Consider the following 23720-nt stretch of genomic DNA (forward strand, 5'->3'; position numbering starts at 1 on the left):
CGGTCAGCGGGCGGTCGTCTGGCGCACCAGTGACACCCGCACGGTGTGGGCATGCGGATCGCCATCGTGACCGAGTCGTTCCCACCGGATGTGAACGGCGTCGCGCACTCCGTGGTGCGGACGGCGGAGCACCTGCTCGACCGGGGCCATGAGCCGGTGGTCATCGCGCCTGCCCCGCCCGCCGCCGGCCGGCAGGGCATCGACCGGCTGCCGTACCCGGTGGTACGCATTCCCAGCGTGCCGCTGCCCCGCTACCAGGGCTTCCGGTTGGGGGTGCCGACCAACGCACGCCTGACCGGGGCGTTGCTCTCGGCCGAGCCGGACGTGGTGCACCTGGCCAGTCCGTTCGTCCTGGGCGCACGGGCGGCCACGTTGGCCAGCCGGCACGGGCTGCCCACGGTGGCGGTCTACCAGACCGATGTGGCGGCGTACGCGCGGGCGTACCGGGTGAGCTGGGGCGAGGCGGCGGCGTGGCGTCGGATCCGCGAGATCCACAACTCGGCGCAGCGCACTCTCGCCCCCTCCACCCGGGCCGCCGCCGACCTGATCGCCAACGGGGTACAGCGGATCTGGCTGTGGCGTCGTGGTGTGGACGCCGTTCGATTCGATCCGGCCAAACGGTCTGCGGCGTTGCGGGACCGGCTGGCACCCAACGGTGAGCTGCTCGTCGGCTACGTCGGTCGGCTCGCCCCGGAGAAGCGGGTGGAGCTGCTGGCGGCGACGTCCCGGCTGCCCGGCGTACGGGTGGTGGTGGCCGGCGACGGCCCGACCCACCGCCAGTTGGCCCGGGAGCTGCCCGGGGTGACCTTCCTGGGGGTGCAGCAGGGCGAGGACCTGGCGCGGCTCTACGCCAGCCTGGACCTGTTCGTGCACACCGGCGCGCACGAGACCTTCGGTCAGACCATCCAGGAGGCGTTGGCCTCCGGGGTGCCGGTCGTAGCGCCGGCCAGCGGCGGCCCGATCGACCTGGTCGACGAGGGCGTGACCGGGATGCTGGTGGCGCCGAACGACGGCGACGCCCTCGCCGCCGCGGTGGCCGAGCTGGCCGGCGACGCCGACCGGCGGCGGGCCTACGGGCTGGCCGCCCGGGTCGCGGTCAGTCGCCGTAGCTGGGCGGCCGTCGGCGACGAGCTGATCGGGCACTACCACGCGGTACGCGCCGTCGCCGCCACCGTCGGCCTGCCGGCGGCGTCGTGACCGGGGCCGCCAGCGGGCTGCGGATCGTCCGGCTCGCCAACTTCGTGACGGAACGCTCCGGCGGCCTGCGTACCGCGCTGCGGCACCTCGGCGCGGGCTACCTGGCGGCCGGGCACGATCCGGTGCTTGTGATACCCGGCCAGCGGGCCGCCGACGAGACACACCCGTGGGGGCGGGTGATCACCCTGCCCGGGCCGGAGATGCCGGGCAGCGGCGGCTACCGGCTGCTGGCCGGCCGACGCCGGTTGGCCCAGCTCCTCGTCGACCTGGCACCGGATCGGCTGGAGGTCTCCGACCGGTCGACGCTGCGTTGGACGGGCCGGTGGGCGCGGGCGCACGGGGTGCCGTCGGTGATGGTGTCGCACGAGTCGCTGACCGGGCTGCTCGGCCAGTGGGGTGTGCCGGACGCGCTGCGCCGGCCGACCGCCGACCAGCTCAACCGGGCGACGGCTCGGGCGTACGACCGGATCGTCTGCACGACCCGATGGGCTGCCGAGGAGTTCGACCGGATCGGCGTCGACAACGTGGACCTGGTGCCGCTCGGGGTGGACCTGGACACCTTCTCCCCGTGCCGGGCCGACCCGCTGGTGCGCGAGCGGTACGCCGACTCCAGCGAGGTGCTGTTGGTGCACTGCGCCCGGCTGTCCCCGGAGAAGCGGCCGGAGTTGGCCGTGCAGGCCCTCGCCGAGCTGCGCCGCGAGGGCGTACCGGCGGTGCTTGTGATGGTCGGCGACGGCCCGTTGCGCGGCGCGCTGGCCCAGCGGGCGGCGGGGCTGCCGGTGACGTTCACCGGCTTCCTGCCGGATCGAAGCGCGGTGGCCGCGTTGCTGGCCAGCGCGGACGTGGTGCTGGCGCCCGGCCCGGTGGAGACCTTCGGCCTCGCCGGCCTGGAGGCGCTGGCCTGCGGCACTCCGGTGGTGGTCAACGCGGCAAGCGCGCTGCCCGAGGTGGTCGGCGAGGCGGGGCTGGCCGCGTACGGCTCCGGGGTGTCGATGGCGGCGGCGGTGACCCGCCTGATGGCCCGGCCGGAGGCGCAGCGGCGGCGGGCCGCCCAGGCGCGGGCCGAGGAGTTCGGCTGGCCCGCGGCGGTCGCCGGGTTCCTCGGTGTGCACGGCGCGGACGCGCCACGGGGCACCCCGAGCGAGTTGGATCGCCGCACCGCATAGGGTGCAGGCATGGCGCGACCTGACGGGCGAGGGCCCTCTCAACTTCGACCGGTGACCCTGACCCGAGGCTGGAGCACCCATCCGGAGGGCTCGGTGCTCGTCGAGTTCGGCGGCACCCGGGTGCTCTGCACGGCGAGCGTCACCGAGGGGGTGCCCCGCTGGCGCAAGGGTTCCGGGCTCGGTTGGGTGACCGCCGAGTACGCGATGCTGCCCCGGGCCACCAACACCCGCTCCGACCGGGAGAGCGTCAAGGGGCGGGTCGGTGGCCGCACCCACGAGATCTCCCGGCTGATCGGGCGCAGCCTGCGGGCCAGCATCGACCTCAAGGCGCTCGGCGAGAACTCGATCGTGCTCGACTGCGACGTGCTCCAGGCCGACGGCGGCACCCGCACGGCCGCGATCACCGGCGCGTACGTCGCGTTGCACGACGCGGTGGGTTGGCTCGCCGCCCGCAAGGCGTTGGCCGGCAAGCCGGAGAAGGTGATGCACCGTTCGGTGGCCGCGGTCAGCGTGGGGATCATCGCCGGGGAGGCCCGGCTCGACCTCTGCTACGAGGAGGACGTCGCCGCCGAGGTGGACATGAACGTGGTCTGCACCGGCGCGGGCGACTTCGTCGAGGTGCAGGGCACCGGCGAGGCGGGCGTGTTCGCCCGCGACCAGCTCGACGCCCTGCTCGACCTGGCCGTCGCCGGCTGCGCCGAGTTGGCCGAAGCCCAGCGAAAGGCATTGGCATGAACAAGGTCCTGCTCGCCACTCGTAACCGCAAGAAGCTGGTGGAGCTTCAGCGGATCCTGGACGGCGCGCTCGGCGCGCACCGGATCGCCCTGCTCGGCCTGGACGACGTCGAGCAGTACGCGGAGCTGCCGGAGACCGGCCTGACCTTCGGCGAGAACGCGCTGATCAAGGCGCGGGAGGGGTGCCGGCAGAGCGGTCTGCCGACCATCGCCGACGACTCCGGGATCGCCGTGGACGCGCTCAACGGGATGCCCGGGGTGTTCAGCGCCCGCTGGGCCGGCAAGCACGGCGACGACCAGGCCAACCTTCAGCTAATGCTGGATCAGATCGCCGACGTGCCCGACGAGCATCGGGCGGCCTCGTTCGTCTGCACTGTGGCGTTGGTGCTGCCCGGCGGCAAGGAGCACCTGGTCGACGGCCGGCAGTCCGGGCGGGTGCTGCGTGCGCCGCGCGGCGAGGGCGGGTTCGGTTACGACCCGATCTTCCTGGGCGACGGACAGGACCGGACCAACGCCGAGCTGACCCCGGCGGAGAAGGACGCGATCAGCCACCGCGGCAAGGCGTTGCGCGAGCTGGCCAAGCTGATCGCCAAGGTGCTGCCGCCCGCCGCCTGACGGGCACGAGGTGCTGTCGTCCGCCGCCTGACCCGCGGCGGACGACAGCGACCCGATCGAGGTCAGCTCAGCGGGCCGACCTCTCGTTCGATGGCGGCGCGCAACTCCGGCCCGGCGACGACGGCGCGGGCCGCCTCCATCACCGGGGCGAGGAACACGTCCGGGCCGGGCTCGCCGGCTGCCTCGCCGAGCGCGACGACGGCCGCCCGCCCGGCCGGGGACGGCGCCAGCGGAGCGCGCAGTTGCAGACCGCGTACGCCGGCCAGCAGCTCCACCGCGAGCAGGCTGGTGAGGTTGTCCAGGACGGTACGCAGCTTCTTGGCCGCTGCCCAGCCCATCGAGACGTGATCCTCCTGCATCCCGCTGGTGGGCAACGAGTCCACCGAGGCGGGGGCGGCCAGCCGGCGGTTCTCGGCGACGATCCCGGCCGCCGTGTACTGGGCGATCATCAGCCCGGAGTTGACCCCGGCGTCGGGGGAGAGGAATGCCGGCAACTCCCGGGAGCGGGTCACGTCGAGCAGCCGGTCGACCCGCCGCTCGGCGATCGCACCCACCTCGGCGGCAGCGATGGCGAGGAAGTCCGCCGCGAAGCCGAGCGGCGCGCCATGGAAGTTACCCGTCGACTCGACCCGGCCGTCCGGCAGCACCACCGGGTTGTCCACAACGGACACCAGTTCCCGGCCGGCGACCGTGCGGACGAAGTCCAGGGTGTCGCGGGCCGCACCGGCGACCTGCGGCGCGCAGCGCATCGAGTACGCGTCCTGCACGGCGTGCGCCAGGTCGTCGCGGTGCGAGTCCATCACCCGGGAGTCCTGCAACAACCGGTGGATGTTCGCCGCCGACGCCGCCTGACCGGGGTGTGGCCGGATCGCGTGCAGCTCGGGCAAGAACGGTCGCTCCGAGCCGAGCATCGCCTCGATGGCCAGCGCAGCCGTCACGTCGGCCATGGCGAACAGGTGCGCCGCGTCGTGGATGGCCAGCAGCAGCATGCCGAGCATGCCGTCGGTGCCGTTGATCAGCGCCAGCCCCTCCTTGGCGGCCAGCTCGATCGGCTTGAGCCCGGCGGCGGCCAGCGCGTCGGCGGCGTCCTGCCGCTCACCGGCCGGGCCGAGGACCCAGCCCTCGCCGAGCAGCACCAACGCGCAGTGCGCCAGCGGCGCCAGGTCACCGGAGGCACCCAGCGACCCGTGCTCCGGCACCCACGGGGTGATGTCGTGGTTGAGCAGCTCGACCAGGGCCTCGGCGACAAGCGGCCGAACCCCGGAGCGGCCCAGGGCGAGGGACCGGACCCGCAGCAGCATCATGGCCCGGACCACCTCGCGCGGCATCGGGGCGCCCACCCCGGCCGCGTGCGAGCGGATCAACGCGTGTTGCAGCTCCGCCCGCCGCTGCGGGGCGATGAAGGTGTTGGCCAACGCCCCGAACCCGGTGGAGACCCCGTAGACGGGCCGACCGGACGACTCGATGCCGTCCACGATGGCCCGACTGGTCGCCATCGCGTCGATGGTGGCCGGGGCGAGGACGACCGTGGCGGTGCCGCGGGCCACCGCGAGAACGTCGTCGGCGGTGATCCCGGTGGGCTGGATGGTCACGTTCGTCATTGCGGAACTCCGTTGCGTATTACCTGGCGGATCAGGGGGACACCGGGCCGGTAGGCCAGGTGCAGGTACGACGGCGCGTCCAGCACGATCAGGTCGGCCCGCGCGCCGGGGGTGAGCACACCGATGTCGTCGCGGCGCAGCGCCCGCGCGCCACCGGCGGTGGCGGCCCAGACCGCCTCCGCCGGGGTCATCCGCATCTCGCGGACCGCGAGCGCCACGCAGAACGGCATCGACGAGGTGTACGACGAGCCGGGGTTGCAGTCCGTCGCCAGCGCCACGGTCACACCTGCGTCGAGCAGCCGACGGGCGTCCGGGTAGGGCGAGCGGGTGGAGAACTCCGCCCCGGGCAGCAGGGTCGCCACGGTGCGGGTGCCCGATCCGTCGCGGTGGGCCGTGCCGGCCAGCGCGTCCACGTCGGCGTCGCTCAGGTGGGTGCAGTGATCGACGCTGGCCGCGCCAAGCTCCACCCCGAGCTGCACCCCACCGCCGGGGCCGAGCTGGTTGGCGTGCAGCCGTACGCCCAGCCCGGCGGCCTGCCCGCTGGCCAGGATGGCACGGGTCTGGTCCACGTCGAAGGCGCCCCGCTCGCAGAACACGTCGACCCACTTCGCGTGCGCAGCGGCGGCGGCCAGCATCGGCCCGCAGACCAGTTCGACGTACTCGTCGGGGCGATCGGCGTACTCGGCGGGCACCACGTGTGCGCCCAGGAAGGTGGTCTCGGTGCTGGTCTCGGCGGCGATCCGCAGCGAGCGGGCCTCGTCGGCGACGGTCAGGCCGTACCCACTCTTGATCTCCATGGTCGTGGTGCCCTGGCGCAGCGCCTCCCCGCTCAGCCGGCGCACGGTGGCCCGCAGCTCGTCGTCGGTCGCGGCGCGGGTCGCTCCGACAGTGGTCCGGATGCCGCCACCGGTGTATGGCTGACCGGCCATCCGGGCGGCGAACTCGGTGGCCCGATCCCCGGCGAAGACCAGGTGGGCGTGGCTGTCCACGAAGCCGGGCAGCACGGCGGCACCACCGGCGTCGACCCGCCGATCGGCGGCCGGCGCGGACGCGGACGGCCCGACCCAGACCACCCGGCCCTCCTCGACCAGCACGGCGGCGTCGCGGTGGATGCCGAGCGGGCCCTCGCCGGCCCCGTTGGTGACCAGCTCCCCGATGTTGTCGATCAGCAGACTGCCGCTCATGAGGGCGTCACCGCCTCGATCGACGCCGACAACTCGGCCGGCACGTCGACGCTCAGGTGCCGGCCCTCGGCCACCACCACCCGGCCGTCCACCACGACCTGCTCGACGTCTGCCGCGCCGGCCGCGAAGAACGCGCCGACCGGCGGCACTCCGGCGGTGCGGGCGCTGTCCAGGCGTACCGTCACCAGGTCGGCGCGGGCACCCACCGCGATCCTCCCGGCGTCGGCCCAGCCCAGCGCGGCGTGCCCGGCAGCGCTCGCCGCCGTCATCAGGTCCACCGGCGTGAAGTGGCCGCGCCGGCGGGTACGCAGCCGCTCGTCCAGCTCCACCGCCCGGGCCTCCTCGAAGAGGTCGATGACGGCGTGGCTGTCGCTGCCGAGGCTCAACCGGATACCCGCGTCGGCCATCCGCCGGGCCGGGCCGATGCCGTCGGCGAGGTCCCGCTCCGTGGTTGGGCAGAGGCATACCCCGGTCCGGCTGTCGCCGAGCAGGGTCAGGTCCGCGCTGGTCGGGTGGGTGGCGTGTACGGCGGTGGTGTCCGGCCCGAGCACGCCGTGCTCGGCGAGCAGCGCGGTAGGCGTACGCCCGTGCACGGCTCGGCACTCGTCGTTCTCGGCGGGCTGCTCGGAGAGGTGCACGTGCAGCGGCGCCTGCCGCTCCCGGGCCCAGTCGGCGACCGTACGCAGCTGATCGGCCGGGACCGCGCGCACCGAGTGCACGGCCGCGCCGACCCGGGCGTGCGAGTCCGTCGGCTGGAACGCCGAGGCCCGCTCGGCCCAGCGGGCCGCGTCGCCGTCGCCGAAGCGGCGCTGCGGCCCGGTGAGCGGCCGACCGTCCACGCTGGAGGTGAGATAGCAGGTGTCCAGCAGGGTGAGGCGGATCCCGGCGTGCGCGGCAGCCTCCACCAGCGCTGCGCCCATCGCGTTCGGGTCGTCGTACGCGCCGCCGTCCGGGCGGTGGTGCAGGTAATGGAACTCGCCCACGCTGGTGATGCCGGTCAGCGCCATCTCGGCGTAGACGGCCCGGGCCAGGGCCAGGTAGGTGTCCGGGTCCAGCCGGTCCGCGACGGCGTACATCTGGTCCCGCCAGGTCCAGAAGTCACCCCGCCCGCCGTGGGTGCGCCCGCGCAGCGCCCGGTGGAAGGCGTGCGAGTGCGCGTTGGCGAGGCCGGGCAGGGTCAGACCGGGCAGCGGCACCGCGTCGGCGTAGACGTCGACCCCGGCAGGTGGCCGGCTGCCGGGGGTCAGCGGCGTCACCCCGGTGATCCGCCCCCCGTCGGTCTCGATCAACACGTCGGGCGTGGGCTCGGCGTGCTCGGGCAGCCAGGCGTACTCAGCGAGCCAGCGGGTCGGTGTCACCGGCATGTCAGCTCCTCCAGCACCCGGGCCAACGCCCGTACCCCGGCCGCGCAGTCGTCGTCGGTGGCAGCCTCGGCGGGGGAGTGCGAGACACCGGTCGGGTTGCGCACGAAGAGCATCGCGGTGGGCAGGTGCGCGGCGAGCACTCCGGCGTCGTGCCCCGCGCCGGTGGGCAGCACCGGCGCGTCGAGCAGCGTGGCCAGTCGTTCGGCCAGCGCGCCGTCGAAGGCGACCACCGGGGTGGCCGACTCCTCGGTGACGGTCACCGTCGTACCGTCGCGGCGGGCCCGCTCGGCGAGCTTGCCGCGCACCGCGTCGACCAGGCCGGTAAGCGTCTCCGGGTCGGCGGCTCGGGCGTCCAACCAGCCGGTCACCTTCGACGGGATCGCGTTCGTGGCGTTGGGTTCGACGGCGACCCGGCCGACGGTGGCGTGCGCGCCGCGCAGCCGGGCCTCCTTGTTCGCCGCCAGCACGGTGAACGCGTAGGTGAGCATCGGGTCGCGCCGATCGGCCATGAGGGTGGTGCCCGCGTGGTTGCCCTCACCGACGACGTCGAAGCGCCACCGGCCGTGCGGCCAGATCGCGCTGGCCACCGCGACCGGCGCGTCCGTGTCGACGAGCGCGCGGCCCTGCTCGACGTGCAACTCCACGAAGGCGCCGAACCGGCCCAACAGCTCCGGGCGGGCGCCCGCCGGCCGGTCGCCGAGCGCCTCGGCGAAGCTCACCCCGGCCGCGTCGCGCAGGCCGGCCGCTCGCTCGGCCGACAGCGCCCCGGTGAGCAGCCTCGACCCCAGGCACGGTACGCCGAAGCGTGCCCCCTCCTCCTCGACGAAGGCGCCCAGCACCAGCGGCCGGTCCGGGGTGACGCCGGCGGCGCGCAGCTCGTCCACGGCGAGGAACGCGCTCACGATGCCGAGCGGCCCGTCGTACGCCCCGCCGTGGGGCACCGAGTCGAAGTGGCTGCCGGTGAGTACCGCATCGGACGACTGCGGGTCACCCCAGTGGGCGAAGAGGTTGCCGTTGCCGTCCTCGGTGACCGGCATGGCGCGCTGCTCGGCCTGCGCGCGGAACCAGGCGCGCAGCTCCTGCTCCGGCTCGGTCAACGCGTACCGCAGATAGCCACCGCTGCCGGCGTCCCGCCCGACCGGCGCGATCTCGTCCCACAGCGCCCGGAACCGGGCGGAAAGCTCGTCGCTCACGCGGGCCCCTCGGTCATGGGGACCCGGACTCCGGTGCGGTCGGCGACCTCGCGGGCGCTGTCATAGCCGGCGTCGACGTGCCGGATGACCCCCATCGCCGGGTCGTTGGTGAGCACCCGTTCGATCTTCTGACCGGCGAGGGCGGTGCCGTCGGCCACGCACACCTGCCCGGCGTGGATCGACCGCCCGATGCCCACCCCGCCGCCGTGGTGGATGGACACCCAGGAGGCACCGCTGGCCGTGTTGACCAGGGCGTTGAGCAGCGGCCAGTCGGCGATCGCGTCGGAGCCGTCGGCCATCCCCTCGGTCTCCCGGTACGGGCTCGCGACGCTGCCGGTGTCCAGGTGGTCCCGGCCGATCACCACCGGGGCGGAGAGCTCACCGGAGGCGACCATGTCGTTGAATCGCACGCCCGCCTTGTCCCGTTCGCCCTGGCCGAGCCAGCAGATCCGGGCCGGCAGGCCCTGGAAGGCGACCCGCTCGCCGGCCAGCTTGATCCAACGGGCCAGCGACTCGTTCTCCGGGAACAGGTCGAGGATGGCCCGGTCGGTGGCCGCGATGTCGGCCGGGTCGCCGGAGAGCGCCGCCCACCGGAACGGGCCCCGACCCTCACAGAACAACGGCCGGATGTACGCGGGCACGAAGCCCGGGAAGTCGAAGGCGCGCTGGTAGCCGCCGAGCTGCGCCTCACCTCGGATCGAGTTGCCGTAGTCGAACACCTCCGCGCCGGCGTCGAGGAAGCCGACCATCGCCTCGACGTGCGTCGCCATCGACGCGCGGGCCCGGTCGGTGAACTCGGCCGGCTTCGCGGCGGCGTAGTCCCGGGCGTCGGCCAGCTCCACCCCCACCGGCAGGTACGCCAGGGGATCGTGCGCGCTGGTCTGGTCGGTCACGATGTCGATCTCGACGCCACGGCTGAGCAGCTCCGGGAAGACCTCGGCGGCGTTACCGACCACGCCGACGCTCAGTGCCCGGCGGTCCCGCTTCGCCGCGCGGACCCGACTGATTGCGTCGTCCAGGGAGTCGGCGACCTCGTCCAGGTAGCGGTCGTGCACCCGACGGTCGAGCCGGGTGCGGTCCACGTCGACGATCAGGCAGACGCCGCCGTTCATGGTGACCGCGAGGGGCTGTGCGCCGCCCATTCCGCCGCAGCCGGCGGTCAACGTCAGCGTGCCGGCGAGGGTGCTGTCGAACCTCTTCGCGGCCACCGCCGCGAACGTCTCGTAGGTGCCCTGGAGGATGCCCTGCGTGCCGATGTAGATCCAGGAACCGGCCGTCATCTGCCCGTACATGGTCAGGCCAAGCTGTTCGAGGCGGCGGAACTCCGGCCAGGTCGCCCAGTCGCCGACCAGGTTCGAGTTGGCCAGCAGCACCCGGGGAGCCCACTCGTGCGTACGCATCACGCCGACCGGGCGGCCCGACTGCACCAGCATCGTCTCGTCCTCGCGCAGGTCGGTAAGCGTGCGGACCAATGCGTGGTACGACGGCCAGTCCCGCGCGGCCTTGCCGGTGCCGCCGTAGACCACCAGGTCGTCGGGGCGCTCGGCCACCTCGGGGTCGAGGTTGTTCATCAACATCCGCAGGGCGCCCTCCTGCTGCCACCCGCGGGTGGTGAGCTGGCTGCCTCGTGCGGCACGAATGGGCTGGGTCATCTCTGGGTCTCCTCCGGTCAACCGAGGAACAACTGTCGGCGGGCCGCGGAGGCTTCGAACGCCTCCAGTCGGCGTTGGGTGTCGGCCGGCGTGGCGTCGCAGATCGCCTGCAACAGCACCATGGCCAGGGTCATCGGGGCGGTGTGCAGGTCGAAGACGAGCTGCGCGCCGACCGCGGCGGCGAGCACCACGTCGGCGTGCTCGGTGGCCGGGCTGACCGGCGAGTCGGTGATCGCCACCACTGTCATCCCGGCGGCGCGGGCGTCGCGCAGCGCGTCCAGGGTCTCCCGGGGGTAGCGGGGCAGCACGAAGGCGAGCACGGCGGACGCTCCGGCCTCGGCCGCCTGCTCCAGGCGGTCGGTGAGCAGGCTGCCGCCGTCGTCGAGGACCCGCACGTCCGGGTGCACCTTTGCGGCGAAGTAGGCGAAGTACGCGGCCAGTGGCGCGGCGGCGCGTAGGCCGAGCACCGGCAGTGGGCGACTCGCGGCGAGCAACCGCCCGGTCTCGGCGATTCGGTCTCGGTCGGCGAGTTGTCCGGCGAGCCGGTCCAGGTTGGTCATCTCCGCGCGTACCGCTTGCTGGAGTTCGTTGCCGGCGTCCGTCGATTCGCCCGGCGTCGCGGCGGTGAGGTCGCGCAGCCGCCGGCGCAGCGCCGGGTAGCCGTCGTGGCCGAGCGCGACGGCGAACCGGGTGACCGACGGTTGGCTGACCCCGGCCAGCTCGGCGACCTCGGCGGCGGACAGGTACGCCACGGTGGGGGCGTGCTGCACGAGGCAGTGCGCGATGCGGCGCTGGGTGGGGGTGAGCCGTACTCCCTGGAACAGGTCGAGCACCCGGTCAGCGGGGGCTGCGACAGCTCCTTCATTCATGGCCCGACTCTATGCATGAGAACTTTCACTAGCAAGCGGCTCCGGCCACCACTGGTCGCCCCGGGCGGGGCAGGCCGGGTTGGCCGACGGTCGGTACTATCCGCACGGCGGTTCAACGGAGGAGTGCGCATGCAGCCGGAAGGCCCCTACAGGTTCACCCACGCGCTCGGCGGGTCTCCAGTGGGGAAGGCATGGGCCGCGATCGACGAGCAGGGCCGATTCGTCACCGTCGCGGTGCTCGACGCCACCGTGGCCGCCACCCCCGGCTGGCGGGAAGCGTTCGCCGGGGCTGCCGACCTGCTGGCCCAGTCGGCCGACCCGGTCCCCTACACGTACGCCGACTTCTCCGCCGCCGCGCCCTGGGTGGCCTACCCGGCCGAGGCGGGCCCCGGTGCCGAGAAGCTGTTTCGGGCGCTCGGCGTCGAGTACACCCCGGCCCCGCCGGCGGCCCCACCGACGTCCGCCCCACCCTCGGTGTCCGCCCCGCCCTCGGTGTCCGCGCCGCCGGTGTCCGCCCCACCGCAGCCGATCTCCGGTGGGCCGCAGGTGCCTTGGGCCGTGCAGACCGGCCCGATCCCCGGCCAGTTGGTGTCCGCGACCCCGCACCCCATCTCCGGCGTGCCCATCTCGCCGGCCACGGTGACCTCGTCACCGCCGGCCGCGCAGATCTCCCCGGTGAGTGCGCCGAGCGTCGACGCGTTCGTCACACCGGTACGTCGCATCGCCCCGTCCGCGCCGCCACCCCGGCGCACCGGGCTCTGGATCGGCATCGGCGCCCTGGTCCTGGTGCTGTTGGCCGGCGGCGGCGGCCTGGCGATCTGGAAGGGCTCGGGCGACAAGCCGACGGACATAGCCAACAGCGCCACCCCCGAGCCGCCCTCGATGCCCGCCGCGCCGCCACAGTCACCGGGCATGGAGCCGCCGCAGAGCGGCAAGTGGCCGGCCCAGTGGCCGACGTTCACCGAGCGGGACAACGTGCGGACGCTGACCAACCTCGAAGGGCTGGGCTTCCCGGTCAAGGTTCCGATGGACTGGACCTGCACCCTGGCAGGTAAGACCGAAGGGTTCGTGAAGTACAACTGCGGCCGATCGGCATCGGGAGAGTCGACAATGGGCGGTGAGCTGATCGTCCGAGCCTGCCCGCAGCCGTGTGACGAGCGCCGCCAGACCGCCATGCGGATGGCCGAGGAGGCATGGGGCGCGCGGTGGATTCGCAGCGGCCAGGCCACCACCTTGGGCGAGGCGCTCATCAACACCGACGGCGAGCAGCGACACGCCTTGGCCGTCGTCGCCTACTACCGGGGCGGCCCGGACGGCGTCATCGACCGGCAGTTCGTGCTGCGGCTGACCGGTCCGATGCAGGAGGCCAATCAACTGCGTCGGATCGCCACCTATCTACGCGCCGTCCTCGTCTACTGAACCATGGCGCGGATGTGCGTGCGGTCGGCACGCACATCCGCGCCATTGGCGGTCAGCGTCCGGCGTCGGCGATCCAAGCCGTCATCCGAGCCGCGAACTGCTGCTCCGAGAACCCGTTGGCGTGTGCCCGGACGCGGTCCTGCGACAGCTCGGACAGCCGGTGGACCAGCGGCACGAAGCTCCCCGGGTCCTGGGAATCGATGAGGAAACCGGTCTCCCCGTCGACGACGGTCTCCAGCAGGCCGCCGCGGCGCAACCCCACCACCGGAGTCCCACAGGCCTGGGCCTCGACCGGAATGATTCCGAAGTCCTCGTGGACCGGGAAGAGCAGAGCCCGCGCACCCCAGTAGAGCTGGCGCAGTCGCTCCTTCGAAGGCCGCACCTCGAACGTCACCGGCACGCGGACCCGCTCGGCGGCCCGCCGCAGCGCGGTCTCCTCCGGACCGGAGCCGGCGATCACCACCGGGAGTCCGGCCGCCTCGGCGATCTGAATGATCAGGTCGAAGTTCTTGTACGGGATCCACCGTCCAACCCCGAGCAGGTACTCACGCGGCTGGTTCTGGTCCGCCGCCGACGCGGCCGCGAAGTAGTCGACGTCCACCGGAGGGTTGATGACGACCGCGTCCCGCTTCCAGTAACGGGCGATGCGGGCCCGCACCTCCTCCGAGTTCGCGGCGTAACCGTTCACGTGGCGGCTGAGCCGGACGTCAGCGGTCTGCAGCATGCGCCGCGGCACGGTCAGCATCGGGTTGGAGCCCCGACCGTCGAAGTTCGGACTCCAGATGTACCGCGCGGGGGAGTGCACGTAGCTGAGGTACCGGGTCTCCTCCGACGAACCGAGCCGCACGGTGTGGGCGAACGCGTGGCTCGACGAGATCACCAGGTCGAACCGCTCCTGGCTGAGGGTCCGCCACACCAGGGGCATCAACGGCAGCGCCCCTGCCTTCGTCTTGCGCAGCGGAGTCCGCGCCATCCAGGACTCCCGCAGGTTGGGCTCGACGGCGTCGTGGTCCTTCCAGAGCACGAAGCGCTCCGCCTCCGGCAGCAGGCTGCTGATCTGCCGGAAGACGTTCTCCGAGCCACCGGTGGCCCCGAACCATTCGTGCACGAGCGCAACACGGGCGCTCTTCAGGTCGTCGAGGGGCCGTGGCGCGCCGGCCTCGGGGATGGCGGAAAGGTTATCTACCACTTGTTGCTCCTCATGCCACGGGACTTCCGGCGTCCGACCGAACCGAACCGCCGTATGGATCACTGCTCGCCGCCTGGCGTTCGCTGGGGCGCTCGCTGTTCGCGGATTGACTGGGCCCGACCATGCCGAGCGGGTCGCGAGCCAGCGGACCCGTACTAGATCTCCCCGGCCCGCCACCGTCCGCACCATGCTCGTGGTCTGACCCCGACCGGACCTGCGCGAAGCTCTCTTGGAGCTTTCGGCGCAGGAACTTTGCGCCGGGCCGCTCCACGAAGCGGTGGGCGAGGTAGGCGAGTAGCAGTACGCCGACCAGCAGCGCGGTCAGTAGCGCCCAGGGCGGCACCGAGTCATGCAGGCGGCTCACCGCGACGCGGCTGATCTGAAGGTGCAGCAGGTACAGCGGGTAGGTCAACGCGCCGAGGACGGTGAGCCCACGCCATCGCACGCCGGAGAGGAACCCGAGCGCGACAAACGTCATCACCGCGAAGAAGACCAGCAGCACCGGTAGCGCCACCTCGAAGGAGACGACCGGCTTCGGTCGGTTCGCGTTGTGTTCCGCTACCCGCCTGTTCAATTCGAGGATCGCCAGGATCACCGAGACGCCAAGGATGCCGGTCAGGAGGAGGTTCGGCCCGAAACGATGACAGAGATAGAGGGCAATGCCGGCGATGAAGTACGGGGCGAATTTCGGCTCGACGATCGACACCAGCAGCGGCGAATCCGAGGACTGGGCGAACAGCGCGGCGATCGTCCAGAACACGCAGAAGAGGACGACCCGCCGGTAGGTGAGGCCGAACCACACCACGATCGCGAAGAGTAGGTAGAACTTCAGCTCGACGAAGAGGGTCCAGTAGACCGCGTCGATGTGCGGGATGCCGACGAACGACTGCAGCATCGTCAGGTTCATCAGGATGTGCGATGGCTGCGGCCGACCGCTCGCGAGCGGCCAGAGCATGAGAACCGCCGAGGTGAACAGCACCGCGAACAGGTAGGCGGGTACGAGCCGGGTGACCCGTGACGTGAAGAAGTCGGCTACCGATCGGCCCCAGCAGCTCATGCAGATGACGAAGCCGCTGATGACGAAGAAGAACTCGACACCCATCCAGCCGTAGCGGGAGACTCTCACGATCGTGTCGCCGAACAGCTGACCCGCTTCGGTGCCCCAGGCTCCCCGGTTGTCCACGAAGACGTGGTAGCAGAGGACCGCGACGGCAGCGCAGAAGCGCAGTAGATCGAGGATGTAGAGGCGGTTGCCGCGAGGCGGGCTCGACGGTCCGGAGGCCGTCTCGCGGGGTGCCGTCGGGGCCGGCAGGGCCGGGCTGCCCGGCGTGCCGGTCATCCCGGCCGGCAGACCGGTCTGCACAGTCATCGGGTCCTCACTTGATCTCCGCGAGATCGGCCTGCGGAGTCTCGTCGACGCCGCGACCGAGCTTCTTCAGGACGAACGACAGGAACGTACGCCGAAGCTGGGGCACGACAGCCACGTAGCCGACCCAGATCAGGAGGATGGCCACGCAGGACGCGGCGAGGCGCAACAGCCCGGGGCCCGCCAGCAGGTACCCGGCGGCAGCGGCAGCGGCCGCACCGGGCAGCGCAATGGTGAGTAGCCGCATGCTGAAGCCCAGCACCGACAGCAACCGAGCCGAGATGAGGAACATCAGAAGGCCACCGACCGACGAGGCAGCGCCGATGGTGAAGGCGCCCCACTGCTTGTACAGCAGTAGGTTGACGGCGATGGGGACGCCGAAGGAGACCGCCATCACGATCGCGACCTTGAAGTTGGCGCCCCGGGCGTTCAGCACCTTGACGAAGGTGTAGCCGAGCACGTGCGCCCAGATCCCGAGCGCGAAGCCCAGCAGCAGCACCGACGAGACGTCCACCGCACGCTCGTCGAACTCGCCCCGGGCGTACAGGAGAGTGACGATTCCCCGGCTGTTCAAGGAGAGGATCAGGGCGAGCGGGATGGCCACCAGGATCACCGGCGGGATCAGTCGACGCAGCCCGTCGCCCACCTCGTGGGCCTTCATGCGGGCGAACGAAGCCAGGCCGGCCAGGCCCAACGGCGCGGCGAGCAGAGCCATGCACGAGTCGACCACGAAACGCGCGTACTCGGTGGCCGCCACCACCTCCACGCCGAGCAGCGAGCCGACGGCCCGCTCGACACCGATCGACCCTTGAAGGATCACGGGAATCAGCAGCAGCGGCCGCAGCCGGCGCCAGAACATCTGGAGGGCCAGCTTGGCGGCGGCCCGGTCCGGCCGGTGGGGACCGGTCTCGTCGCCCTCGCGCAGGTAGCCCTGGCGTCGGAGCCAGTGGGCGCCCAAGCACCACAGCACGATGTACGGAAGGGTGAAACCCCACGCCAGCACGGACACCTGACCCGTCATCCAGGCGATCACCGTGGCGAGGATCAGCCCGATGCTCTGGCACGAGGGGCGCAGGTTGATCAGTCGGACGTCGTCGTTCGCGAGGCCGACCAGGGTGTACAGGTTGTAGAGGACGTAGAACGGCACGCCCAGCGCGGCGATGCCGAGCATGGTCGCCGCGATGTCCGCGGTCTGTGGATCGAGCCCGGGGCCGAGAAGCCCGACCCACAGATCCCGGCCGAGGATGAGCGCCACGGCCAGGACCACGGAGAAGACGGCCAACAGCAGGTGCACCGCGCGGTAGAGCGCCTGCGCCATCGTGGGCCGCTCCTGGCGGTACTGCACGTACAGCGGCAGGAACCCAGCGGAGAGCGCGTCGGCGGTGAAGAAGTTGATGGGAATCAACGTCGCCGTCAGCGCGATGCGGTTGGCCGCCACCACTCGTCCCGCTCCGAAGAGCGCGGCAAGCAGGACCTCGCGGAGCACGCCAAGGATCTTGCCGGCGATGCCGCCGAGAACCAGACGGAAGAAGACCTTGCCCATGCTCAGGCCTGGCGTTGTGTGATCAGGCGGGCGAAGTCGGCCAGGTAGTCGCGCGCGCAATGGTCGAGAAGGAAGGTCGGGGGCAGCAGGTTGGCGCGGGGCCCTCGATCTGCTGTCACTTTCTGCACCACGTCGGCGAGCGCGTCGGAGTCCGGCGTGTCCACCTCGTGCAGCACTCGGCTCAGTGCGTCCGATCGGATGGACCCGGCGGTGACGACACAGGGCAGGCCGGACGCCAACGCCTCCAGCACCGCCATCGGAAGCCCTTCCAGACGCGCGGTGGTGAGCAGGGACACGTCGGCTGCGGAGTAGTAGTCGCGCACCGTGTCGGCCTCCACCCGCCCGGTGAACCGGACCATGTCCTTCAACTGGAGCTTGCGGACCAGGCCCCGCAGTCGGCCCTCGTCCGGGCCGTCACCGACGACCACGAAGCGGAACCGCTCACCGAGGCCGCGGTCGCGCAGGACCGCCGCGGCCTGCAGGGCCCGGTCGACCCGCTTCTGCACGTGCAGGCGGCCGACGCACCCGACCACCACGGTCTCTTCGTCGATCCCCAACTCACGCCGAATCCGGCCCCGGGCTGCGGCGTCGAACGCGTGGTCCTCGGCCCGGACACCGTTGGGGATCAGGCGGACCTTGTCCGGCGTCGCCGCCCAGTTCTGGGGTGCGACGGTCAGCGACTCGACCACGTTCTCACCGACCGCGACGAGGCGGTCGAAGTCCCGGTAGCGAGCCAGGTCGCGGACCAGTGAGAAGGCATTCTTGGGCGTGCCGGCCAGGGAACGCGCGGTGGGCGCCCGCAGCTTCGACCCGAGCTCCATGGCGGACGTGCCGTGGACCTGGAGTACGAACGGCGTTCGGGGGTGCCGGGCCCGCTCGCGGACCGCCGAGTAGGAGCCGGCGCTGACCGAGAAAACCACGCTCGGTGCGCTGCTGGTAGCGAGCCAGTGCGCGCGGGACTCCTCCCACCAGGCGTGGGAGTAACGACCAGGCCGGGTGCCCGCCAACGGCGTCACCTCGACGCCGTCCTCGGTGAACGTGCCGGTCTGGCCCGGGATCGCCGTGGTGACAATCTGCACCCGCGGCACGTGCAGAGCCCACTCGGCGGCCAGCCGCCAGGCGAGCGTCTCCATTCCGCCGGTGTGGTGGTGCGGCGTCGATCGGGAATGGATGAGAATTGACTCGATCACAGCAGGTCCCTATACAACGACTCGAGTTTGACGGTCTGCCGGCTCAGGTTGAACTGGTCTTCGACGGTCTGCCGCCCGACCTTGCCGAACCGGTCACAAAGGTTCTGATCGCGCAGTAGTTCGATCAACCGGTCCGCGAGCGCGGCGACATCACGCTCGGGCACCAGGAAGCCGTTCGCCCCGTCCGTCACCGCTTCGGGAATACCACCGTGATGGGTTCCGACCACCGGCTTACCGGAGGCGGCCGCCTCCAGCAGCACCATCCCCAGCCCCTCCTGGTCACCGTCCTGGGCCGTCACGCTCGGCAGGCACAGCAGCGTCGACTGGCTCAGCCAGCGGAGGGTGTCACTGTGCTTCTGCGCGCCCAGGAAACGCACTCCCGCCTCAACTCCGAGTTCCCGGGCGAGCGCGGCGAGTGAGTCGCGAAGCGGGCCTTCGCCGATAAGCACCAACTCGCTGGCGGGGATCGCCTTGCGTACCTCGGCGAATGCTCGCAGCAGGTACTGCGTCCCCTTCTTCTCGACCAGCCGAGCGACGTGCAGGATCCGGGGTGCGTCGACGGGACCGGAGGGCTGAATGGCCTCGACGTCCACCCCGATGGGGAGGACGTGGCATCGCTCGGCGGGGTAACCCCATTCCACCGCGCGTCGTCGGATGTGCTCGGACACACAGATGAACACGGCGCCCTCGGCAAAGAGGGAGTGCCGCCAGGTGACGTAGTTCAACCACGAGGGCTTCTTCGAGGCCACCATCTTCGCCCGACTGACCGTCACGTCAAAGCCGTGCAGGGTCGTGACCAGCGGGACCTTCAGGGCCTTCGCGGTGGGCACCGCGTACACGCCCTCGACGCCGAAGTGGGCGTGCAGCAGCGCGGTGTCACGCTTCGCGAGGGCATCGACCAACGCCTCCGAACGGCGGGTCAACGTGTACGACAGAACCGCCGGCCTGCCGAACTCGGCGACGCTAACTGATTCGGTCCCCGGCCTGGTCGGAACCGGGTCGCGGCCCACGAACAACGGCCGGAAGGTGCGCATCGCCAATGCCTGGTTCGGGATGAACGTCTCCGACGGCAGGAACTGTTGATGTCGCAGGATCCCGACGGTGGGCAGTTGCATGGTCGTTCGACTCCTCGCGGTGGCCCACCACGAGGTAGGCGACCAGCAGCGAAAGAATGGGAATGAGGTGGATGTCGCCGAAGATCTCGGTGTTGTCGCCCAGACCGTGGATCAGCGTCCACGCGATCGCGGCGGTGGTCCAGAGCGCGAAGGTCCGATACTGGCCTTCGCCGGTCCGCGCGGCGCGCACGGCGAGCCGCAGGGTTAGCGCGAAGAACACAGCGGTCAGGACGAATCCGCCCAGACCTGTCGCGGCCCACGCAGCCAGGAGCACGTTGTGCGGCGGGAAACTGCGGTAGATGCCGTGCTCGCGGGCGTAGGCCCCGAAGCCGGCGTCCCAGCCGCCGTAACCAAGGCCGAGGAGCGGATCCCGCAGGAACGCCTCGACGCCGAAGCCCCAGATGGCCGTCCGGTCGCCGAAGGACTTGGCCAACGCCTGGGTGAAGCTGAGGTCGGCGGCGACCAGTACGGCCACGACGCCGCCGAGCAGAGCCACGCCGGCGAGCCCGAGCGCCAGTTGGCGGTGCGCTCGCCTCAGCTGGCGGCGGTGGCTGCCGTGCCCGAGCGCGCCCGACTGGGCGGCCCGTCGTGCCCGGATGAGCCGCTTGGCGGCGAATACGGATGCGGGCAGGAAGACGGCCAGGACCGTCGCCGACTTGGAGCCGGTGATCGGCACCGCCGCGAGGGCGACAAAGCCCACCACTCGGGTCCAACGGCTCCCGGTGACGGCGGCGACGGCGAACGCGGCGGCCGCGTTCACGCCGAGGAACAGCCCGGCGACGTTCGCGTTGACGAAGACCCCGCCGGACTTCGCCTCGTCGAAGACGTTGTTCGGACTGCCCGTGAAGAGGGCCGCGACCGTGTTCTGCCCGCTGACGATGCCCGCGACCGAACGGAGGAAGGCGTCCTCCACACCGGGCAGGACCCGGAAGACGAGTACGAGCACCGCCTCGAACACGATCCAGGGCCAGTACCAGCGTTCGATCCGGCGGAGCAGGCCGGGATCCTGGCGGACCGCCTGGATCATCAGCGCCAGCGTGACGATGAACTGGCCGAGCAGAATGATCAACGGTAGACCGGCCCGTGCGTCCGGCGACCAGGCCAGTGCGAGCAGCCGCACCACGAGCAGGGCGATCAGGACGCGGAAGAGGCCGAGGCGGAGCAGGCTGGTGCCGGAGCCGCGCCGGGCCGCCAACAGCACCCCCGGCACCAGCAGAATGGTGACAAACGTCGACGCCGCGACGTCGGTGCTGCCCTCGGGCAACAGGTAGAACTGCGGCACAGCCAGGAATAGCACGAGACAGACCGCAGACCATGGCGCCGATCCGATCGCGATCGCCCAGGCTGCGGCCGGACGGACCCTAGCCACGAGACCTTCCAGCGTCGCCCGCCGGCCGCGTCACCACCTCGCCGGCACGCCGTGGCATCCGGTGCGCGATCTCGCGCAGGAGGCCGCCCCGGGAACTCCAGCCGAAGTCGCTGGCGTACTGGATGCGAGCCGCGAGCACGTCGTCCGCAGCGGGCCGGATCCTGGCCAGCACCTCGTCGACGAAGGCGGTGGCTGAGGTCGCGGCCGTGATGTGTGCGGTTGCCTGTGCCGCCTGGACGACGTCCGGGATGGGCGTGCTGACCACGCTCAGACCGGAGGAGAGGTATTCGTAGCACTTGAGCGGGCTGACACCTGCGGTGTAGTCGTTCAGCGAGTACGGGATCAAGCCCACGCTGCACGTGCCCGCTGCGGCGGCGAGTTGGTCGAGGGGGAGCATGCCCAGGTAGCGGGCGCCGAGCCGTTCCAGCTCGGCCAGTTCGCGGTCGAACCCGCCGCCGCCGGCCGCGATCGGGCCGGCGAGGAGAAGCTCGCCGTGCCCCTGAAGCGCGGTGGCCAGCGTGCGCAGCAGCTCGAAGTCCAGCTTGTGTGGCGTGAGGTTGCCCGCGAACAACGCCGCGGGACGCCGCTGCGACGCCGGCTGGCTGGCGGCGGAGAAGACGTCGATCTCCGCGACGTTCGGCAGGGTGAGGACCTCACTGAACCCGACGTCGGTCAGGTGGGCAGTGACCGCCCCGCTGGTGCCGATGGTCAGGTCGGCCCGGTTCGCGAGCTTCCGCTCGCCAGCGGAGACGGCTGAGCCGTCGATGCCGGGGAATGCCTGGAAGATGTCGACGCAGTGGTAGAGGGTGTAGTCCGCGTACTGCTCGAGACCGTACGTCACCGGCGTGAAGGTCCAGAGGATCCGTGGGCTCGGGCTGCGCCGCCACTCGGCCACGGCCCGCTCCAACAGCAATCGGTTGGGCAGTCGCGTCGGTGCCTGGTGGATCGGCACGATGAGCGGCGAGATGACGTTGACCCGGTCAGGAATGGGGCGGTAGGTAGCCGTCTTCTCGTGGCCGACAACCGAGTGCCGCAGTCGCTTGGCGATGCGGGTGACGTCCTTCGCGTCGAGCCGCACCCGCCGCAGACCGAGGGACTCCACGAAGTGGGTGTCGAAGTCACGGGCCAGTTCCCGTACGACGTAGTGCTGATTCGTGGCGATCGGAGAGTTCCACTCGGCGGTGCCCAGGACCAGGATCGTCGGTGCTGCCGACCCGGCTCCGGAGAGGGGTTCCGGGGGCGAAGGTGGTGTCGTCACGTGTCTCTTCCGGATTCGTCCGGCCACTTGATTGCGCTGCGGCCGCAGGTCTGCAGACCGCGCGGCAGCGGTGGTGCGTGCATCAAGGGACGCACCCCCGTTACCTCCGGTCCCCGTTCGGCTTAGCGCGCTCCACCAGCCCAACGAGGCTGTGCCGGGCGCGCCCGCAGACGGGCAGCAGCGAGGGCTGCCCGTCAAGCCCGGGTTAATAGACCTCAACGCCGGCCCTCCTGTCAATGGTGGCCCGACGGCCTGCGCGGGCGGGCCCAGCGCAGGCAGCGAAAGTCCGCACTTTATGTACTGTTTTCAGCCCGAATGGAGGTCTAGGTAACGCCGATGAAATGGCTCTTCGGTCAGTTTGTATCGCCGAGTAACCGGTTCCGGCCCGTCTGCGGGGAATGCCGACACTCCCTTACTGTGGACGCATGACCGACGACATCGTCCTTCTGCTTCGGCGGGCCGGTTTCGGGCCCACCGCGGCGGAGGTAGGTGCCGCACGCCGACTCGGCTACGCATCGACACTGTCCGGTCTGGTGGCTCCAGCCGGCCCGGATGTCGGCGCGACCAGCGCGCCGGTGCCCAATCTGGGGCCTGACCCGTTCGTACTCCTGCCCCGCGCCACCGAAGCCCAGCAGGTGGTGGGTAGCCGGCGTCGCACCGAGCAGACCGTCGCGCTGGCCCGTTGGTGGCTCGACCGGATGACCGTGGCCGACCATCAGGCGGTCGAGAAGCTCATCTTCTTCTGGCACGGTCACTGGGCGACCTCGGTGGCGAAGGTCCGCAGCCCTCAGCTCATGTTCGGGCAGCTACGCGAGTTCCGGGAGGCGCGTGACTTCGCCGACCTGGCGCACCGGATGGTGCTCGACCGGGCGCTGGTCTACTGGCTGGACGGGCAGCACAACAAGAAGGCCGCGCCGAACGAGAACCTCGCCCGCGAGCTGTTCGAGCTGTTCATGCTCGGCGTCGGGCAGTACACCGAACGGGACATCAAGGAGGCCGGCCGCGCATTGGCGGGCTGGCGGGTCATCCTCGACCGCGAGAAGTTGGTCTCCGAACCTAAGGACCGCGACACCGGCCGCAAGACGATCCTCGGTGCCACCGCGAACTTCGACGCCAATGGTCTGGTCGACCTTCTGCTCCAGCACCCGACCTGCAGGCGGTTCATCGCGTCCCGACTGTGGTTCCGGTATGCCTCCAGCACCCAGCCGATCCCGGAACGCACCCGAGAGGCGATGGCGGCGGAGTTCCCGGCGCCGATGGCGATGCTGAGGGTGCTCTTCGGCGACGAGGCGTTCCAGGCGACGCGCGGGACGATGGTCCAACAGCCGGTCGAGTGGCTCGTCGGCGCCATGCGGCATCTCGGGCTGCGGCCGGCGGCGATGCCCGAGCAGGTGTTCAGCCGGATCTACTGGGCCATGGAAGCGCTGGGTCAGCGCCCGTTCGCCCCGCCCAGTGTCGGCGGGTGGCCGGCGGGTGCCGCCTGGCTGACCTCCGCCGCGGCCCAGGTGCGGCTGACGATCGCCGGTATCCTCGTCGACCTGGTCCGCCCCGGTCCGCTGACACCGGAGGCCGTCGCGCACCTGCTCTGTGTCGACCGCTGGACGGACCGGACGTACGCCGTGCTGCGCGACGCCCGCAACGACCGACTGAAGCTGATGCTCGGGCTGGTCAGCCCTGAGTACCTGGTGACGTGACC

19 protein-coding genes are annotated in these 23720 nt (G+C 71.5%); 6 read left to right on the forward strand and 13 right to left on the reverse strand.

Translation table 11 applies throughout. The annotated features are described in order from the left end of the window. Positions 1-51 precede the first annotated feature (51 nt). From IF46_RS0105615 to rdgB, 4 genes are read left to right on the forward strand one after another with little or no spacing between them, the layout of a single operon-like run. On the forward strand, positions 52-1197 hold the full coding sequence (locus IF46_RS0105615; RefSeq protein ID WP_030487204.1) for a glycosyltransferase family 4 protein: 1146 nt from the start codon (positions 52-54) through the stop codon (positions 1195-1197). Further along, a complete protein-coding gene (locus tag IF46_RS0105620; protein ID WP_030487205.1) occupies positions 1194-2363 on the forward strand; it encodes a glycosyltransferase in 1170 nt (389 codons plus the stop codon). The genes IF46_RS0105615 and IF46_RS0105620 overlap by 4 nt, the downstream gene beginning before the upstream one ends. Positions 2364-2372: 9 nt before the next feature. Beyond that, positions 2373-3098, forward strand: a complete 726-nt coding sequence (rph, locus tag IF46_RS0105625; RefSeq protein WP_030487206.1) for a ribonuclease PH — start codon at positions 2373-2375, stop codon at positions 3096-3098. After that, a complete protein-coding gene (gene rdgB / locus IF46_RS0105630; protein ID WP_030487207.1) occupies positions 3095-3712 on the forward strand; it encodes an RdgB/HAM1 family non-canonical purine NTP pyrophosphatase in 618 nt (205 codons plus the stop codon). The genes rph and rdgB overlap by 4 nt, the downstream gene beginning before the upstream one ends. Before the next feature lie 62 nt (positions 3713-3774). Here rdgB and hutH read toward each other — a convergent pair whose 3' ends face one another. Genes hutH through IF46_RS0105660 form a run of 6 tightly spaced genes read right to left on the reverse strand, consistent with a single transcriptional unit; the run spans position 3775 to position 11575 of the window. Beyond that, positions 3775-5313, reverse strand: coding sequence for a histidine ammonia-lyase (gene hutH, locus IF46_RS0105635; RefSeq protein WP_030487208.1), 1539 nt, complete (start codon positions 5311-5313; stop codon positions 3775-3777). Further along, positions 5310-6497: an imidazolonepropionase gene (hutI, locus tag IF46_RS0105640; RefSeq protein WP_030487209.1), complete on the reverse strand. Its 1188-nt coding sequence runs from the start codon at positions 6495-6497 to the stop codon at positions 5310-5312. The genes hutH and hutI overlap by 4 nt, the downstream gene beginning before the upstream one ends. Beyond that, positions 6494-7861, reverse strand: a complete 1368-nt coding sequence (locus IF46_RS0105645) for a formimidoylglutamate deiminase (RefSeq protein WP_030487210.1) — start codon at positions 7859-7861, stop codon at positions 6494-6496. The genes hutI and IF46_RS0105645 overlap by 4 nt, the downstream gene beginning before the upstream one ends. Further along, the gene (locus IF46_RS0105650) at positions 7852-9054 is read right to left on the reverse strand and encodes an allantoate amidohydrolase (RefSeq protein ID WP_030487211.1); all 1203 of its coding nucleotides are present in this window, start codon (positions 9052-9054) and stop codon (positions 7852-7854) included. The genes IF46_RS0105645 and IF46_RS0105650 overlap by 10 nt, the downstream gene beginning before the upstream one ends. Next, on the reverse strand, positions 9051-10706 hold the full coding sequence (gene hutU / locus IF46_RS0105655) for a urocanate hydratase (protein WP_030487212.1): 1656 nt from the start codon (positions 10704-10706) through the stop codon (positions 9051-9053). The genes IF46_RS0105650 and hutU overlap by 4 nt, the downstream gene beginning before the upstream one ends. A 17-nt stretch (positions 10707-10723) precedes the next feature. Then, complete coding sequence (locus tag IF46_RS0105660) at positions 10724-11575, reverse strand: MurR/RpiR family transcriptional regulator (protein ID WP_030487213.1); 852 nt, start codon at positions 11573-11575, stop codon at positions 10724-10726. Positions 11576-11704: 129 nt separating this feature from the next. Here IF46_RS0105660 and IF46_RS33115 point away from each other — a divergent pair, with 129 nt between their 5' ends. After that, a complete protein-coding gene (locus IF46_RS33115) occupies positions 11705-12994 on the forward strand; it encodes a hypothetical protein (RefSeq protein WP_157562622.1) in 1290 nt (429 codons plus the stop codon). Positions 12995-13046: 52 nt separating this feature from the next. Here the strand turns inward: IF46_RS33115 and IF46_RS0105670 are convergent, their stop codons facing one another. The 7 genes from IF46_RS0105670 to IF46_RS0105700 form a co-directional block, all read right to left on the reverse strand. Then, the gene (locus tag IF46_RS0105670) at positions 13047-14183 is read right to left on the reverse strand and encodes a glycosyltransferase (protein ID WP_232233949.1); all 1137 of its coding nucleotides are present in this window, start codon (positions 14181-14183) and stop codon (positions 13047-13049) included. Between the two features lie 10 nt (positions 14184-14193). Then, positions 14194-15552, reverse strand: a complete 1359-nt coding sequence (locus tag IF46_RS35075; RefSeq protein ID WP_051723697.1) for an acyltransferase family protein — start codon at positions 15550-15552, stop codon at positions 14194-14196. A 7-nt stretch (positions 15553-15559) separates the two neighbouring features. Further along, positions 15560-17092, reverse strand: coding sequence for a lipid II flippase MurJ (locus tag IF46_RS0105680; RefSeq protein ID WP_030487217.1), 1533 nt, complete (start codon positions 17090-17092; stop codon positions 15560-15562). A gap of 2 nt (positions 17093-17094) precedes the next feature. Beyond that, positions 17095-18282, reverse strand: coding sequence for a glycosyltransferase family 4 protein (locus IF46_RS33120; protein ID WP_157562625.1), 1188 nt, complete (start codon positions 18280-18282; stop codon positions 17095-17097). Further along, complete coding sequence (locus tag IF46_RS0105690) at positions 18279-19316, reverse strand: glycosyltransferase (RefSeq protein ID WP_198041369.1); 1038 nt, start codon at positions 19314-19316, stop codon at positions 18279-18281. The genes IF46_RS33120 and IF46_RS0105690 overlap by 4 nt, the downstream gene beginning before the upstream one ends. After that, on the reverse strand, positions 19246-20694 hold the full coding sequence (locus IF46_RS34690; protein WP_030487220.1) for an O-antigen ligase family protein: 1449 nt from the start codon (positions 20692-20694) through the stop codon (positions 19246-19248). Before IF46_RS34690 ends, IF46_RS0105690 begins: the two co-directional genes overlap by 71 nt. A 64-nt stretch (positions 20695-20758) precedes the next feature. Beyond that, positions 20759-22024: a glycosyltransferase gene (locus tag IF46_RS0105700; RefSeq protein WP_198041370.1), complete on the reverse strand. Its 1266-nt coding sequence runs from the start codon at positions 22022-22024 to the stop codon at positions 20759-20761. Between the two features lie 425 nt (positions 22025-22449). On the opposite strand from IF46_RS0105700, the gene IF46_RS0105705 reads away from it, so the two are divergent. After that, complete coding sequence (locus IF46_RS0105705; RefSeq protein WP_051723699.1) at positions 22450-23718, forward strand: DUF1800 domain-containing protein; 1269 nt, start codon at positions 22450-22452, stop codon at positions 23716-23718. Positions 23719-23720: the final 2 nt, after the last annotated feature.

Source organism: Micromonospora chokoriensis (assembly GCF_000718555.1).
GTDB lineage: Bacteria > Actinomycetota > Actinomycetes > Mycobacteriales > Micromonosporaceae > Micromonospora > Micromonospora chokoriensis_B.

What these genes read in the sequence shown, in the direction of transcription:
- IF46_RS0105615 (WP_030487204.1), top strand. Translation starts at nt 52, where the DNA reads ATGCGGATCGCCATCGTGACCGAGTCGTTCCCACCGGATGTGAACGGC.
- IF46_RS0105705 (WP_051723699.1), top strand. Translation starts at nt 22,450, where the DNA reads ATGACCGACGACATCGTCCTTCTGCTTCGGCGGGCCGGTTTCGGGCCC.
- hutU (WP_030487212.1), bottom strand. Translation starts at nt 10,706, where the DNA reads ATGACCCAGCCCATTCGTGCCGCACGAGGCAGCCAGCTCACCACCCGC.
- rph (WP_030487206.1), top strand. Translation starts at nt 2,373, where the DNA reads ATGGCGCGACCTGACGGGCGAGGGCCCTCTCAACTTCGACCGGTGACC.
- IF46_RS0105660 (WP_030487213.1), bottom strand. Translation starts at nt 11,575, where the DNA reads ATGAATGAAGGAGCTGTCGCAGCCCCCGCTGACCGGGTGCTCGACCTG.
- IF46_RS0105690 (WP_198041369.1), bottom strand. Translation starts at nt 19,316, where the DNA reads ATGCGCACCTTCCGGCCGTTGTTCGTGGGCCGCGACCCGGTTCCGACC.
- rdgB (WP_030487207.1), top strand. Translation starts at nt 3,095, where the DNA reads ATGAACAAGGTCCTGCTCGCCACTCGTAACCGCAAGAAGCTGGTGGAG.
- IF46_RS0105680 (WP_030487217.1), bottom strand. Translation starts at nt 17,092, where the DNA reads ATGGGCAAGGTCTTCTTCCGTCTGGTTCTCGGCGGCATCGCCGGCAAG.
- IF46_RS0105645 (WP_030487210.1), bottom strand. Translation starts at nt 7,861, where the DNA reads ATGCCGGTGACACCGACCCGCTGGCTCGCTGAGTACGCCTGGCTGCCC.
- IF46_RS35075 (WP_051723697.1), bottom strand. Translation starts at nt 15,552, where the DNA reads ATGACTGTGCAGACCGGTCTGCCGGCCGGGATGACCGGCACGCCGGGC.
- hutH (WP_030487208.1), bottom strand. Translation starts at nt 5,313, where the DNA reads ATGACGAACGTGACCATCCAGCCCACCGGGATCACCGCCGACGACGTT.
- hutI (WP_030487209.1), bottom strand. Translation starts at nt 6,497, where the DNA reads ATGAGCGGCAGTCTGCTGATCGACAACATCGGGGAGCTGGTCACCAAC.
- IF46_RS33115 (WP_157562622.1), top strand. Translation starts at nt 11,705, where the DNA reads ATGCAGCCGGAAGGCCCCTACAGGTTCACCCACGCGCTCGGCGGGTCT.